This is a genomic window from Rhizobium sp. PP-CC-3G-465, from assembly GCF_004343445.1.
GTDB lineage: Bacteria > Pseudomonadota > Alphaproteobacteria > Rhizobiales > Rhizobiaceae > Ferranicluibacter > Ferranicluibacter rubi.
Genome location: NZ_SLYH01000003.1, coordinates 50,317 through 65,294 on the forward strand (window position 1 = coordinate 50,317; position 14,978 = coordinate 65,294).

Here is a 14,978-nt window from a genome sequence, read left to right on the forward strand (position 1 = left end):
GCAAACTGCCGTTTCAATGACATGATCGCAACCTACGGGTTGCCAATATGATGACGACCTATGGGTCAGGACGAGACGCCGGCCTGGCATGGAGCAGACGATGACACGGATTTTCTCGATCGCCTTGCGCGGCTTCGCCATTCTCCTCGGCCTTGTCGTCGTGCTTGCGCTGGCCTTCGTGCTGTTTGCAGGCTTCACGGCGCCCGGCGCCCGCATGGTTGCCAGCCTGATCGAGAAATATGCCTCGACGCCCGACCAGATCGTCCAGATCAACGATCCGAGCGCGCTTCTCACCGGCAGTTTCAAGGCCGGCTCCATCGCACTTTACGACAGCAAGGGCGCCTACGCCGAAATCCGCGAACTGAAGCTCGACTGGACCCCGACGGCGCTGTTCTCCAAGCGATTCGACGCCGCGAACCTCTCGGCCGGTTATATTCGCATCGACCGCCTGCCCATTCCCTCCCAGCAGACGGAAGAGGTCCGTTCCAGCTTCGCGCTGCCGCTCGACGTGAAGATCGATCGCTTCGATCTTGAGGAAGTGGTCATCGGCAAAGCGATCGCCGGCGAGGATCAGGTTCTGAACGCGGGCGGCACTGTTAACGCCACGAATTCCAGCATCGCCGCGACGGTGGCCGTCGCCCAGCGCGACAGGCCCGAGGCGAAAGCGCTTGCCGATATCGTCTACGATCCCGCCGCCAATGCACTGAAGCTCGAAGCCAGCGTGGACGAGCCGAAAGGTGGCATGTTCGCCCGTGCGCTGCGCTTGCCCCAAGAGCCCGCGATCACCGTCCGCCTGACCGGCGATGGCCCGCTGTCGCGCTGGAGCGGAACCGCAAGTGCGGCTCTCGACGGCCAGGAAGTCCTCAAGCTCGACGGTGCCCACACGCTGGCGCCGGACGGCTACCGGACGCTGTCGCTCAACGGCGGCGGCACCTTCGCCGCCCTGATGCCGGAAACCCTGCGTCCGCTGTTCGAGGGCACCACCGCGATCGACATTGCCGCGGCTCTGCAGGACGGCACCGCGATCCGCATCGACCGCGGTCGCATCTCCACGGCCGCAATCGATGTCAACGCGAGCGGTACGCTCAGCACGGTCGGCAGCAACGACCTCAAAGTGACGCTCGCCGGCGTCGATGGTCCGGCTCCGCTGCGCCTGCCCCTCGCCGGCGGAACGGCGGAGTTCGCCGTCACCTCGGCGGATCTCTCCCTCGTCGGCGATGCCCGCTCCGCCGTGCTCGATCTGAATGCTGCGCTCGACCGGGCGGTGCTGCCGCAGGGCACCATCGAGAATGCCGCCCTGAAGGCCCATAGCGATGCCTTCAACATGACGGATCGCAGCGGCGCCGTTACGCTCTCGCTGACGACAGGCGCGACCAAGCTCGCCAATGCCGATCTCGACCGGCTCATTCGCGGCCCCCTGACGATCGACGGCCGCCTCGACGTGACCCCGGACGCCATCGCCTTCAACCCGCTGACGATCGACACCGCAGCCATCGACGGCACGCTCACCGGCAGCTACGGCCTGACCACCGGCGTGCTCGCGACCGATCTTCGCCTGACCGCGCCCGCAGAAGCATTGCCGCCGGCTGTCGCCAGCCGTACCGGCGGTCCCGTCTCGCTCGATGGGCGCATCGAAACGGGGGCCGATGGTGCTCTGTCGCTCTCCGGCCTGTCGCTAAAAGCCCCGACGTTCGACGCCACCGGCAATCTCGCCCTCCAGTCGGGAAGCCTGACCGGACGGATCGAGGCCGCAGTCCCGGATATCGGTGCCTTCGCCGCCAATGCGAGCGGCCGCGCCACTCTCACCGCCGACATCTCCGGCCCCTTGAGCGCGCTCGGCATCAAGGCGGAAGCCAGGACAGATCAGGCAACCATCGCCGGGAAAAGCGTCACCGGCCTCACGGTCGTTGCCGACACCACGCTGCGCGGCGGCCTGCCGGTCGGCAAGCTCACCGCCAATGGCGCGGTCGATGGTCAGGACGTCACAGCAACGGCGGATCTGACCTCCGAAAATGGTGCACTCGCCATACCCGCGCTCGAGGCAACGGTCGCCGAGAACCGGATCACCGGCGCCCTCACCTTCACGCCCGATTTCCAGCCGAACGGAACGCTGAACTTCGCACTACCAAATGTCGGCGCGCTCGCATCCCTGGCTGGCCAGACGGCCGCGGGCGACCTCTCCGGCAAGGCAGATATCGTCAGCCGCGACGGCAAGACGTCCGTGGCGATCGATGCGACCGGCAGCGGCCTGTCGCGCGGCGATCTCTCGATCGTTCAGCCGCGTGCGCAGGTCACCATCACCGACCTCAAGAACCTCACCGTCGAAGGCAAGATCACGGCGGATTCGCTCGGCCAGGGCACCAATCGCGCCACCGGCGCGACGATCACCCTGAACAAGCTGGGTGCGGACACAAACATCGCGCTCGACGGCACCTTCGACAATGCGCCGCTATCGCTGAAGGGCTCCGTGACCACGGAGAGTGGCACGCCATCCTTCACCATCCAGTCGCTGAACGCCGCACCCCGCGGCATTCCGCTTGAACTGTCCGATCCGAAGACACTGGCGCTCGACGGAGGCGGCGTCCGCCTCGACGATTTCGCCATCCAGCTTCCCGGCGGCACGGCCAGCGTCACCGGCCTCGTTGGACAAACACTGGATGTCACCGTTGCCGTTCGCGGCAACCCAGCCGTCGAATACGCCCAGCCGATCGACGGCGGCGAAGCGCGCGTGGCCATTACGACAGCCGACATCGTCGCCCGTGGCCCCATGACCGGCGCCGTCATCGACGTAAAGGGCCAGCTGGCCTATGTCGCCGTGCCGCAGGGCCGGCTCGAAACGGTCGGCGTCGTCGCCCACAGTGACAGCTTCGACATCACCGGCCGGCAGGGAGCGATCCGCGCCACCGTCGATGCCGGCGCGACCCGCTTCGTCAATGCCGATCTCGGCCGCCTCCTGCCCGCGCCGCTGAAGCTCGATGCGACCATCAGCGTTGCCCCGGATGCCGTCGGCTTCGACCCGGTCACCATCGACAGCGCCGGTCTCGACGGTGCGGTCAACGGCCGGTTCCAGATGAGCGATAACAGCCTGCGCGCCGCACTTCGCCTCAGCGCGCCGCCGACCTCTCTCCCCGCCGCTCTCGCTTCAAGGTTCGACACCAACCTCGCGCTGTCGGCAAACGTCACCCGGGACACCGCCGGTGCCCTCAACGTCACCAACATCGCCGTGGATTCCGGCACCATCACCGCCAACGGCTCGCTGTCGCTGATCGACGGACAGCTGACGGCGGCGACCGCCGGCACGCTTCCCGATCTCGGCAAGGTGCTCGCCGACGCCAAGGGCAATGCACGCTTCACGCTGGACGCCACCGGCGCCATCGAGCGCCCACTGGTCAAGGCCGAGATCCGCTCCAGCGGCGCGACGCTTGCCGGGAGAACGCTGAGCGACCTCGTGGCCGCGGCCACGGTGACGGCCGATCCCGCAAACCCGCAGGCCGCGATCACCGCCACCGGCGCGCTCGGCGGCCAGGCCATCGACATCCGCACCCGGCTTGAGACGACGAACGGCCGCATCCGCATTCCGGAACTTGCCGCCCGGATCGGCGACAACCGGCTCGATGGCAGCATCGACCTGACCGAAGCCTACGAGCCGAACGGCACCATCACCTTCAACCTGCCGGATGTCGGCCTGATCGCCGCCATGGCCGGCGAGCGCGCCTCGGGCGACATCGCAGGCTCGGCCACCATTGCCAGCACGGGCGGCAAGACCTCGCTGGCGCTGAAGGCATCCGGTTCGGGTATCAAGCGTGGCGATCTCGTGATCACCCGCCCTGAGGCCGATATCACCGTCGAAGATCTGAAGGCACTCGCCATCCGCGGCACGGCCAAGGTGGAAACGATCGCCCAAGGGGCAAACCGCGTTTCCAACCTCGACCTCGCCTTCGAGCAGAAACAAGCCGGTCTCACCGATGTCCGCCTCGATGCAGTCTACGACAATGCGCCGCTCGTCTTCCGCGGCGCCATCGAAACGGCGGCGGCCCGCACGACCGTCAGGCTTTCAACGCTATCCGCCGCACCGCGCCAGATCGCTCTGAAGCTCGCCGCACCCTCCACCATCATCATCGAGAACGGCACGGTTCGCGTCTCCGACCTCCGCATCGGTGCATCCGGCGGCACGCTGGCCGTCACCGGTACGGCGGGCGATACGCTCGACCTCAGCGTCCGCCTCGACCGCCTGCCCGCCCGGCTGATCAATGCGGTCGCCCCGACGCTCGGCGCCGACGGCACGATCGATGGCTCGATCGTCGCCAAGGGCACTGCTGCCGCCCCCGATGTCACCTACGACCTGCGCTGGGCCAATGCCACGGTCGCGCAGGCCAAGTCGGCCGGCGTCGGCGCGCTGACCATTACGGCGAAGGGCGGCTTTGCCGACAACACCGTCACGCTCGACACCGACATTCGTGGCGGCGGCGGGCTTTCCTTCAACGGCGGCGGGAAGCTCGGCATTGCCGGTGATCGACCGATCGACATGCGGTTCAACGGCGACCTCCCCTTCTCCCTGCTCGGCCCGATCCTCGCGCAGAACGGCTTCGTCCTGACCGGGACCGCAAAGGTCGATGCGGCGATTTCCGGTGCCGTCTCCGCCCCCATCGTCAACGGCTCGGTCACCACCTCCGGTGCCCGCCTGCTCGATGCCCGCCGCAACCTCGCCATCAACGGCCTGACCGCAAATGTGATTCTCGCCGGACAGCAGGCGCGGATCGAGCGGCTGACGGGCACGCTCTCGACCGGCGGCACGCTCGCCGTCACCGGCACGATCGGCATCGAGCCCAGCTCGGGCTTCCCGGCCAATCTCGACATCCGCCTCGCAAAGGCGACCTATGTCGATGGCAGCCTTCTAACCGCAAACCTCGACGGAACGCTGAAGCTGACCGGACCCCTCACAGGAACCCCGATCCTCAGCGGGCGCGTCGCCATTCCCAAGGCGTCCATCACCATCCCCGAAAAGCTCCCGGCATCGCTGTCGGAGATCAACATCAAGCACCGGAACGCCCCCGCCGACGTGCGCCGCATGCAGGCGCTGGTCCAGAAAGACGCAGGCGACGGCACCCGAGAGAAAAGCAGCGGCATCGGCTTCGACATGACGGTCGCGGCCTCCCGCATCTTCGTGCGCGGCCGCGGCGTCGATGCCGAACTTGGCGGCGATCTGGTGATCCGCGGCACCGCGGCGAACCCGGCCGTCACCGGCGGCTTCCAGATGCGCCGCGGCCGGCTGGAGATCCTCGGCAAGCGGATCACCTTCACCGACGGCACCATCACCTTCGGCGGCAACCTCATCCCGGCGCTCGACCTCGATGCGACATCGACGGCCGGCTCGACCACTGTCACCGTCAATGTCGCGGGCCTTGCCAACAGCCCCAACGTGACGTTCAGCTCCTCCCCGGCCCTGCCGCAGGATGAAATCCTCGCCCAGTTGATCTTCAACCGGTCGCTCTCCAACCTTTCGGCCGTGCAGATCGCACAGCTGGCGAGCGCCGTGGCGCAGCTGGCCGGCGGTCCCGGCGGCTCGCTGTTCGATGGCTTGCGCAACAAGCTCGGCGTCGACGACCTCGACGTGTCCACCGACGATGGCGGCGGCGCCATGTTCCGGGCCGGCCGCTACATCAACGACCGCACCTATCTGGAACTGCAGCAGAGTGCGGAGGACGGCGCCAAGGCCGTCATCAATCTCGATGTCGGCCGCGGCGTGAAGCTGCGCGGCGAAGCAGGCTCGGAGGGCGGCGGCGCCGGCGTCTTCTACGAGAAGGAATACTGACGCTGCAGCGAGATGGATGCGTCCGCAGCCTGTGCCCGGCGCTGCGGTCGGTCGCCCTGCGCAATCTGATGGATGACCCTTTGCAATTTGCCGGAACGGGTACGCAAATTTACCCATCTTGCATCTTCCGGCGAGATCGCTGCCGGTGCACAGTCCGCGCCGAGACGTTTGGCTGAGGGAAGACGCATATGGTTTCGATTGGGTTGATTGGCGTACCGCTGGAGGAAGGCTCCGGCCGACGAGGCTGTAGCATGGGCCCGACGGCGCTGAGAATCGCCGGCATCGACCGCGTCATGGCCGATCTCGGCTTCGACGTCACCGACCACGGAGACCTTCGCCCCGATCCTGTGGAGGACCTTGGACGCCATCCCGGCGCCAAGCACCTGCCGATCGTCGCCGGATACACCCGCGCACTGGAGGCGGCGACCTACGACACCGCGTCGAAGGGCGCCGTGCCGGTCATTCTGGGCGGCGACCACGCGCTCTCCATGGGCAGCGTTTCGGGCATGGCCCGCTATGCCGCCGAGAGCAAGCGCCCGCTCTTCGTGCTGTGGCTCGATGCCCATGCCGATTTCAACACGCCGGAAACCTCGCCCTCGGGCAATATGCACGGCATGCCCGTCGCCTTCTTCTGCGGTCATGCCGAGTTTGCGGAGATCCTGCCGCCCGGACGGCCGCTCGTCGATCCGAAGCGCGTCTACCAGGTCGGCATCCGCTCCGTCGACGAGACCGAGCGACAGGAGATCAACCGGCATGGCGTCAACGTCTACGACATGCGCGCGCTCGACGAGATGGGCGTCGCCGCCATCGTCAAGGAGATCCTGCAGGCCGTGGAGCGCGAGGACGGACTGCTGCATGTCAGCCTCGACGTCGATTTTCTCGAGCCCGATATCGCGCCCGGCGTCGGCACCACCGTTCCCGGCGGTGCGACCTTCCGCGAGGCGCATCTGGTCATGGAAATGCTCTGCGACAGCGGCCGCGTGTCCTCGCTCGATCTCGTGGAACTCAATCCCTTCCTCGACGACCGGGGCAAGAGCGCCCGCGTTATGGTGGAGCTCGCCGCCAGCCTCTTCGGCCGCCGCATTCTCGATCGACCGACCCGCAGCGGCTGAAACAGTCTCGTGAACATGAAAAGCTCTTTTAACCATTGATGCTGTATCCTGCAGTCTGAAAATCCGTCGTGATTTCGAATGCGGGGACAAGAGACATGAGCAACGCACTGACAATGGCCGGTTTTGGCGGCGAAACGCTGGAAATCATTGCATTCCGGCTTCATGACCAGGAATTCTGCGTCAAGACGACCACGATCCGTGAAATCCGCGGCTGGGCACCCTCGACGCCGATCCCGCATTCTCCGCCGGAAGTCATCGGCGTGATGAACCTGCGCGGCACGGTCATCCCGATCATCGATCTGGCCCACAAGCTCGGCATGAAATCGACCGTCGCCAACGAGCGCAGCGCCATCGTGGTTGCCGAAGTGCATTCCATGGTTGTCGGCCTGGTCGTTGATCGCGTCTCCGACATCCTGACCGTCCAGGGCAGCCAGGTCCAGCCGGTTCCGGAAGTCACCACGTCCTTCGACAAGGCCTATGCCGAAGGCATCATCGCCAACGAAAACGGCATGATCTGCTTCCTCAACCTCGCCCGCATGTTCAAGGAACGCGACGTCGAGGAAATGGCAGCCTGACGCTGCCGGGGGAGGAAATGGCAGCCTGACGGTCATCCGACAGGAATATTAAATAAAGCTGTTACACGCCTCTGGGAAAAACCGGACGGCGGCGCGAGACACCCTCGCGCCCACCCGATCCGGAGACCCTGGCGTATGTGGACACGTAAGAAATCATCGCTGGCAGCCCTGCTATGGACCGCCTTTCTGCCCGCCACGCTGATGGCGGGCGTGCATTTCGGCAGCCTGCTGCTCACCGACAATTTCCATGAAGTCGTTCCCGGCCAGCTCTACCGCTCGGCCCAGCCTTCGGGCGCGGATCTCTCCGACTATAAGAGCCGCTACGGCATCCGCACCGTCATCAACCTGCGGGGCCGGAGCGACGGCGCCTGGTACCGCGACGAGGTCGAAGCGGCCGCGCGCGAAGGCCTCGTGCATATCGATTTCCCCATGTCCGCCTCCCGCGCTTTGACGACGGAGAAGAGCCGGAAGCTGATCGCGATCCTGCGCGACGCCCCAAAGCCCATTCTGATCCACTGCAAGTCGGGTGCCGACCGCACCGGCCTGGCCAGCGTCATCTATTCTAGCCAGATCGCCGGCAGGGACGAGCAGACAGCCGAGCGGCAACTGTCCATCGCCTTCGGCCACATCGCCATCCCGTTCCTCTCCTCCGCTTTCGCCATGGACGAAAGCTGGGAGAGCCTCGAGGCAGCGCTTGGCATGCCGGGATAGGCCGGCCCACCGAGAGATTATGGCGCAGATTTGCCCAGACGCTTGTCGTAGCCGTCGAGAATGCGCTTGACCAAGGCCGGGTAGTCCTCGTCGAAATGATGGCCGCCCTCGATCGGGATCACCTCGACCCCGGTGCTCTTCAGCGTCGGGCAGACATCGTCCTCCTCGTCGGTGCCGTAGACGCACTGGACGAGAGCGGGATCGATGGTCTTCAGGTCGTCGGCCGGATCGCCGTTGCCATCGGACGCGGCGGCTCCGAGCCAGCCGAGAACGGAAATCTTGTAGTCCACCTGATGCGACACGGCGAGAAGCGAGATCTGCGAGACGCGTGCGCGGTCGGCCGCCGGCAGGAGGTTGTAGGTCCGCGGCAGCACGTCGGCACCGAAGGAATAGCCGATCAGCAGCACGCGCTTGACGTTCCAGCGCTTGGTATAGAGCCCGATGATGCGCGACAGATCGTTCGCGACCTCCTGCGGCGCGCGCTCGGCCCAGAAATAGCGCAGCGAATCGATACCCACGACCGGCATGCCCTGTTGCTGCAGGACATCGCCGACCTCCTTGTCGATATCGCGCCAGCCGCCATCGCCCGAGATCACGACGGCCATCGTATCGCGCGTCGGCTTGGCGTCGAGCACGGTCAGCGGCAGGCCGAGCGGGTTGTCGTCACCGCCGCCGTTTTCCACCAGACCGGACAGCGCGTCGGAAAAATCCTGCCAGATGTCGCCATCGCTGTTCTGAACGTCGATGTCGTCATGCTTGGCCTTCAGCGTTTCGACATGAGTCTTGCCATCGGCGGGCGCCGCCGGGCCGAGGAGAACCGTCACCGGATCGGGCAGCGGCCCATCGGTCAGTCCGTATTCCATCCGGTCGCCCACGGTGCGCTTGTCGGCGGGCGTGCAAAGCTCGCGGGTCAGCGCGATACCGGCGTCCGGATCGGCGGCGAGTGTATGGCCGATGGTCGCCGCCGGCGTCTGTGCCGCGATCGCCAGCGCCATGGCACCGCCCGCGCCGACACCGGCGACGATCGGCAGGTTATAATCGGAATTGTCGAGGGAACGCTGGACCTGCTGGCTGAGTGCCTCGATATCGGAAACCGTATAGACGCAGTCGCCATCGTCCTTGGCAAGCGAAGCAAGGTAGGACGGCAGGTCGATCCCGATCACCAGCGCGCCCTCGCCCGTCATCCGCGATGCCACGTCGTCTTCCCTGGCGCCCCAACCGGCCGCATCCGAGAGCAGCACCACGGCGGCCTTCACCTCGCCCGAGGGCTTCAGGATGCGCGGTGCGGGGATCATGCCGGTGTCGAAGCCGGATGCATCTTGGGCAAAGGCAGCGCAAGGCACGGTCGCCAGCAGGCTCAGAACCGTCAACGTCTTCAACAGTCTCATTTCTTCACGAGCCCTTTCACGCCGCCACCGATCAGGAACGTGGCGTCCATCAGCGCGAGGACCGGACTGATCCCCCCACCGGCTGCCATATAACGAGGCTCCCATCGGGGATGGAACTTCGTCTTGAAGGCCTTGAGGCCCTTAAAGTTGTAGAAGCGCTCGCCGTGCTCGAAAACGGTCCGCCCGACCTTGTCCCAGACCGGCGAGGACCGTCGCTCCGAAAGACCGGCGAGCGGCGCCATGCCGAGGTTGAAACGCTTGAAGCCGCGATCACGCAGATGTTCCATGACCGAGACGAACAGGAAATCCATCGAGCCCTTGGGGGCCTCCGGCGAAAACCGCATCAGGTCCACGGAGCCCTCCTCGAGCGTATCGGTGACGAGAATGTTGGCAAAGGCGACGATCTTACCCTCGACTTTCAGAACCGCGACCGGCTGGCGGCTGAGATAGTCGCGGGAAAAGGCGCCGAGCGAAAAGCCCTTCTCCTTGGCTTCGTGATGCGCAAGCCATGTATCCGAGACCGCCTGGAGATCGTCGAGTATCGCGGGCACATCGGCAGCGTCGATCAGTTCGAACTCCAGCCCGTCGCGCTGCCCGCGGCTCACCGTCTGGCGCAGCGTCGCCCATTTTCCACCCTTCAGGGTGAAATTCGTGAGGTCCATCGTGGCGATTTCGCCCAAGCGAAAGGCGCGCAGGCCGGCATCCGCATAGTAAGACAGGCCGGCCGGCGAGACCTGATAGAAGACCGGACGGCACCCGACGGCCCGGGCGCTTTCAACGAACTGCCAGATCAGGTCGGCCCAGGCGTCGCGCGGCCCCACCGGATCGAACAGCGCGATCCAGGAGCGCGCCTGCCGGCCATACATGATGAAGGCCCTGTTATCGGGAGAGAACATCAGGCACTTGTCGCCCATCAGCACGAGGTTGGCGTCGGACATGCCCTGCTGCGCGATGATCGCCATCGCCCTGTCGAGATCGTCGGGAGACGGCGTTTCGATCGTCCCGCGCGCCGGCCGCATCAGGCTCCAGAAGGCGACGGCGCCGGAAAAGAGCACGAGACCGAGCACGGCGCGCAGGCCACGCGGCGCTTCGGCCGACAGCTCGAACTCCCACCAGAGCCGGTTGGAATATTCGACGTCACGATAGACGAACAGGAGCACGGCCACGGCAAACAGGCAGAGCGCACCCATGGCCGTCAGCCACGGCACCGTCAGCGCGGTGCTGGTCATGGTCGCCGGCCGCGTGAACACGCGGCGGCTGATGAGCAGGCTGATGATGAAGAAGGCGAGCAGCCCCGCCTCGAACAGGGCGACCGCCTTGACCAGCGAGAGGAGAAGGGCTGCGAGCGCCAGCCCGAGTGCTGCCCACCACGCCCCGTCGAGCCGCCGCGCAAGGCTGCGTGCCGCGATCAACAGAGCAAGCCCGAGCACGCTGGCAAGAAAATGCGCGCCCTCGATGACCGGCAGCGGCACGTAATCCGACAGGAAGGCAAGGTTTTCATCCGGCGTCGGGGTCACGCTCGAGAAGACCAGCATGGCCGCGAGCACAAGCGCGAGCGCCGAAAGCAGCAGCGGCGTCAGCCGCCCGGCGACCCGCCGCAGGCTGGAGCCGACCGGCTTGCGCGCAAGCGTGCGCACCTCGGCGATGACGACGAACAGCACGGCAAGGATCAGCGGCACGACATGATAGATCAGGCGATAGAGAACCAGCGCGCCGAGAACCGTATCGACGCTCGCCGTCTGCCCGAGAGCCGCGACGATGACTGTCTCGAACACGCCGAGGCCCGCCGGAACATGGCTGAGCACGCCCAGACCCACCGCCACCGAATAGATGGCCAGAAACGCCGGCCAGCCTATCGTCCCTTCCGGCAGGAGCACGTAGAGCACCGAGGCGGAGGCCGCGAGATCGAGAACGGTGACGAGGAACTGGCGCGATGCCGTCCGCGAATCCGGCAGGCGCACAGAGATGCGGCTGAAGACGAGCGGCTGCCCGTCGCGGCCTGCCACCATCAGCGCGACGATGGCCGTCAGCACCAGGATGGCGACGATCCGCAGGCCGGAGGCCGACAGCCAGGTGAGCGGCGCGACTTCCGGCGCGATGGCGAGAAGGCTGAGCGAGCCAACGGCGGCAAGGCCGAGGCCAAAGGCGAGCGTAACGAAGGCGATGACCCCGCCGATCTCCTCCGGCTTCAGGCCGAGCCGCGAATAGGCGCGATAGCGGATCGCCCCGCCGCTCAACGGCCCGAAACCCGCGGTATTGCCGACCGCATAGGCCGCAAAGGCCGTCAGTGCGACATCGTTATACGGCAGGCGATGCTTGACGTAGGAGAGCGCGCTGACGTCGTAGAACGTCAGGGCGAAGAAGCTCAGGCCCGTGAACACCAGCGCCAGCGCGATCGCTGTCCAGCTTGTGCTATCGAGCGCGCCCATCACGTCCTCGTAGCGGACTTCCGACGTCAGGTGCACGATGGCGATGACGACGATGGCCGCGACGAGCAGAATGGCGCCGCCGGCCGCAAACCGGCTGATGCCGCCGAAGCGGGCAAGGATGTCGCGGGGTACGTCAGGCTCCACACCTGTCGCAGGTGCGTCGGCAGAAGCAGGGGTCGAAGGCGTCGTATCGGGAAGGGTCATGGAACCACATGCGTCTGGTGAATGCCGGAAAGGCTCTATATCGCCGAGCCGGGCTGCTTGACAGTGAACTTCCTGTAACGTTCGGCCGATTGCAAACTGCGCGAGGAGAGGCCGAAGTCAAGGTCGTCTCTGGCTTTCATCAGCAATTCCGGCAATACGAGGGCAGACGCGGATACGAGCTCTCTTGAAGAGGAGCCGGACCCGGCTATCTCTCGACGCAGTTCAGGCGGGCAGAATGACGAACAGCACGAGCGACGGCACAGACGGCAAGGCCGAGAAGACAGATGGCCTTCAGGACGTTGCGGGCGCGGCCGGGCTCCAGGGTGCAAAGGAGACGGACCAATCGCAGGGCCTGCGCGCCACGCTAAGGCGGCTCTACTATGGCACGGATGGTCAGGCCGTCGGCTTTCAGGTGACGATCGGCATCGTCGATCTCGCCGTCATCCTGTTCTTTCTGGCCGGCCCCTATCTCACGCGCCACGGCATCTATCTGGCCATCGACTATGCGATCGCAGCACTCATCGCCTTCGAGCTGACGGCACGGGCGCTGATCGCCAACAAGGCATGGCGCTTTCTCGTCCGGCCGATGACGCTGGTCGATATCGTCATTCTCGCCACGCTGCTTTTTCCCGAGACGTTCTCGAACTTCGCCTTTCTCCGGGCCCTGCGCATCTGGTCCTTCAGCCAGAGCCGCGTCTTCGGCATTCTCGTTCACCGGGCCGGTTGCCGCGAATATCAGGAGGTCATCGGCGCCTGCATCAATTTCGTGACGTTCCTCTTCCTCGTCACGGGCTTCGTCTACACGGCGTTCTTCGCAACGGAATCCGGCATTACCGGCTTCGTCGATGCCCTCTACTTCACGGTGGCGACCATCACCACCACAGGCTTCGGCGACATCACTTTGCCCGGCACGCTCGGCAAGCTGACCTCCATCGTCACGATGATCTTCGGCATTTCGCTGTTCGTGCGGCTGGCGCAGGCCATCGTCCGGCCGAACAAAGTGCGCTTCTCCTGCCCGCAATGCGGCCTGAACCGGCACGATGCCGACGCCGTCCACTGCAAGGCCTGCGGCCATATCCTGAATATTCCCGACGAAGGCCTCTGATCGCCTCGAAAAGACCAGCACTCTCCAGACCCGCACAAGCATCGGCAGGCTTGATAGAGGCCGGATGTTTCCGGGCGTCGCAGACCTTTGCGACGCCCGGGCGCATTGTGCCGATCTGGCACACACTTGTCCTAGGCAAGCATGCCGGCTCCTGTTACATTTCGATATGCGGAAACACTCATGACGGAAACGATCCTGCTGGCACTCTACACGCTCGTGGCGCTGTTCTTTCTTGAGACGACGTTTCGCGAAGGCGAGATGGCGCAGGTCAAAGGCTGGGACATCCTGCGGGTCGCGGGCCTGCTCTATTGTATGATCTGGCCGCTGATGGTCCTGCACGTCACCATTCTAGCCTATCGCGACCGGCACGCCCGCTAACGGAGCTGTCGGGTTGCGCGTCCGGCGCCGAGGTTCGAATCCGACGCTTCGCGCCATCGCCATACTGGACTCCCTGTCGAGACAGGCTCATAGGGCAGGCGAGCGACGATCAGACGGAGACGATGACCCGGCATGACGAGAGTGGAGAAAGGCCGTTCGGGACGCGTATTCTTTGCCATTGCCGTTCTTGTCGTCTTCACGGCGATCGTCGGTACGGTTCTGGGGGCAAACGACCTGCGCAACCTCAATCTGTTCCTGGTACATTTCGGCTATCCGCCCGTAAGGCTGGAGCAACTCTTCCCCTCTGACGCAACGACCCTGCAGCCCGCCCCCGGTCTCGCCATACCGGCCGTGCGCATCGTCAAGGGTATCCGCCTGCCGGCACCCACCATTCAGGTTCCCCGCTATGCCCGCGCCAATCTGGATGGAATCCCGACCACGTTCGTTCGGGCTATCCGCATGGATCCTCGCAGGCTTTGCGACGCGCTGCGCACGAATGGCTTCCCCGAGATCACCTGGACGGCCGGCGCGGTGGACGGGCGCGGGTCCGAATGCTCGTCCTTCCTGTCGATCGGAAAAGGCGTGAAGGCGGGCGCAACACCTGCCACGGCTCCACCGATCGAAACCCTTGAACTGCGGACAGGCGAAGACGTCGATCCGGACAACGAGCCCCTGGTCGAGGCCCCGCCGGACGAGCCCCCGCCACCACAGCAGTCCTCCGTCTTCGTGCTGCTGAAGGGCGATCTCAAGGGTCGCGTGCTCTCCTTCCGCGTGAAATTCAATATCGAGATCGAGGCGGACCGCGCGGCTGTGATCGCGGCCGGCAGCCGTGCGGTGGAGTCCTTCCTGGCACAGGTGCACTGGCAGGACGATGGCGACATGCTCCGCCAGATCGCCGCGTTGCAGGAGTTCGACAGGGACGACTTCGGCAGCCACATCCTGTTCAGGCGGGAAATGGGCGATCTGCCGCGATACAACTTCCTCGCCCGCCAGAGCGACAAGCCCCGTCGCAAGATCAGCGACGCGTTCTTCGATCCCTTTGCCTGGTTGCCGCTGAGCGATGCCGGTCTTTCGCTCTGGATGCCGAAAAGCGCGCTCCACAGCTTCAAACTCCCGCCATTTCCCGGCAAGTGACCGCACACGCGGGACAGGCACAGCGCATAACATTAGAATTTTAGGATTAACCAATAGACAAGGCTTTTGAGATGCCTGGTTGCCAAAAACCCGCGTCTTTAATAAATCGTTAAATGCAAATATTGATCGG

The 14,978-nt window shown here is 65.2% G+C and carries 9 protein-coding genes; 7 read left to right on the top strand and 2 right to left on the bottom strand.

What is annotated here, in order from left to right; genetic code table 11:
* Nucleotides 1-100: 100 nt before the first annotated feature.
* From C8J33_RS14485 to C8J33_RS14500, 4 genes are all read left to right on the top strand, one after another.
* Nucleotides 101-5,812 (top strand): translocation/assembly module TamB domain-containing protein, encoded by a 5,712-nt coding sequence (locus C8J33_RS14485; protein ID WP_165929822.1) that lies wholly within the window; start codon nucleotides 101-103, stop codon nucleotides 5,810-5,812.
* A 188-nt stretch (nucleotides 5,813-6,000) separates the two neighbouring features.
* Nucleotides 6,001-6,924 carry an arginase gene (gene rocF, locus C8J33_RS14490; protein ID WP_132664716.1) on the top strand — a complete coding sequence of 308 codons (924 nt, stop codon included), beginning with the start codon at nucleotides 6,001-6,003 and terminating at the stop codon, nucleotides 6,922-6,924.
* A 95-nt stretch (nucleotides 6,925-7,019) separates the two neighbouring features.
* Nucleotides 7,020-7,499: a chemotaxis protein CheW gene (locus C8J33_RS14495; RefSeq protein ID WP_062477976.1), complete on the top strand. Its 480-nt coding sequence runs from the start codon at nucleotides 7,020-7,022 to the stop codon at nucleotides 7,497-7,499.
* Nucleotides 7,500-7,634: 135 nt separating this feature from the next.
* Nucleotides 7,635-8,210: a dual specificity protein phosphatase family protein gene (locus tag C8J33_RS14500; protein WP_132664717.1), complete on the top strand. Its 576-nt coding sequence runs from the start codon at nucleotides 7,635-7,637 to the stop codon at nucleotides 8,208-8,210.
* 17 nt (nucleotides 8,211-8,227) lie between these two features.
* Here the strand turns inward: C8J33_RS14500 and C8J33_RS14505 are convergent, their stop codons facing one another.
* Nucleotides 8,228-9,598, bottom strand: coding sequence for a virulence factor family protein (locus C8J33_RS14505; RefSeq protein ID WP_132664718.1), 1,371 nt, complete (start codon nucleotides 9,596-9,598; stop codon nucleotides 8,228-8,230).
* Nucleotides 9,595-12,231 carry a bifunctional lysylphosphatidylglycerol flippase/synthetase MprF gene (mprF, locus tag C8J33_RS14510; protein ID WP_132664719.1) on the bottom strand — a complete coding sequence of 879 codons (2,637 nt, stop codon included), beginning with the start codon at nucleotides 12,229-12,231 and terminating at the stop codon, nucleotides 9,595-9,597. The genes C8J33_RS14505 and mprF overlap by 4 nt, the downstream gene beginning before the upstream one ends.
* Nucleotides 12,232-12,466: 235 nt before the next feature.
* Here mprF and C8J33_RS14515 point away from each other — a divergent pair, with 235 nt between their 5' ends.
* The 3 genes from C8J33_RS14515 to C8J33_RS14525 all read left to right on the top strand — a co-directional run bounded on the left by C8J33_RS14515 (nucleotide 12,467) and on the right by C8J33_RS14525 (nucleotide 14,848).
* A complete protein-coding gene (locus C8J33_RS14515) occupies nucleotides 12,467-13,336 on the top strand; it encodes a potassium channel family protein (protein ID WP_132664720.1) in 870 nt (289 codons plus the stop codon).
* A 180-nt stretch (nucleotides 13,337-13,516) separates the two neighbouring features.
* The gene (locus tag C8J33_RS14520) at nucleotides 13,517-13,714 is read left to right on the top strand and encodes a hypothetical protein (RefSeq protein WP_110729932.1); all 198 of its coding nucleotides are present in this window, start codon (nucleotides 13,517-13,519) and stop codon (nucleotides 13,712-13,714) included.
* A gap of 132 nt (nucleotides 13,715-13,846) precedes the next feature.
* Nucleotides 13,847-14,848, top strand: a complete 1,002-nt coding sequence (locus C8J33_RS14525) for a DUF6030 family protein (protein ID WP_132664721.1) — start codon at nucleotides 13,847-13,849, stop codon at nucleotides 14,846-14,848.
* The last annotated feature ends 130 nt before the right edge of the window (nucleotides 14,849-14,978 follow it).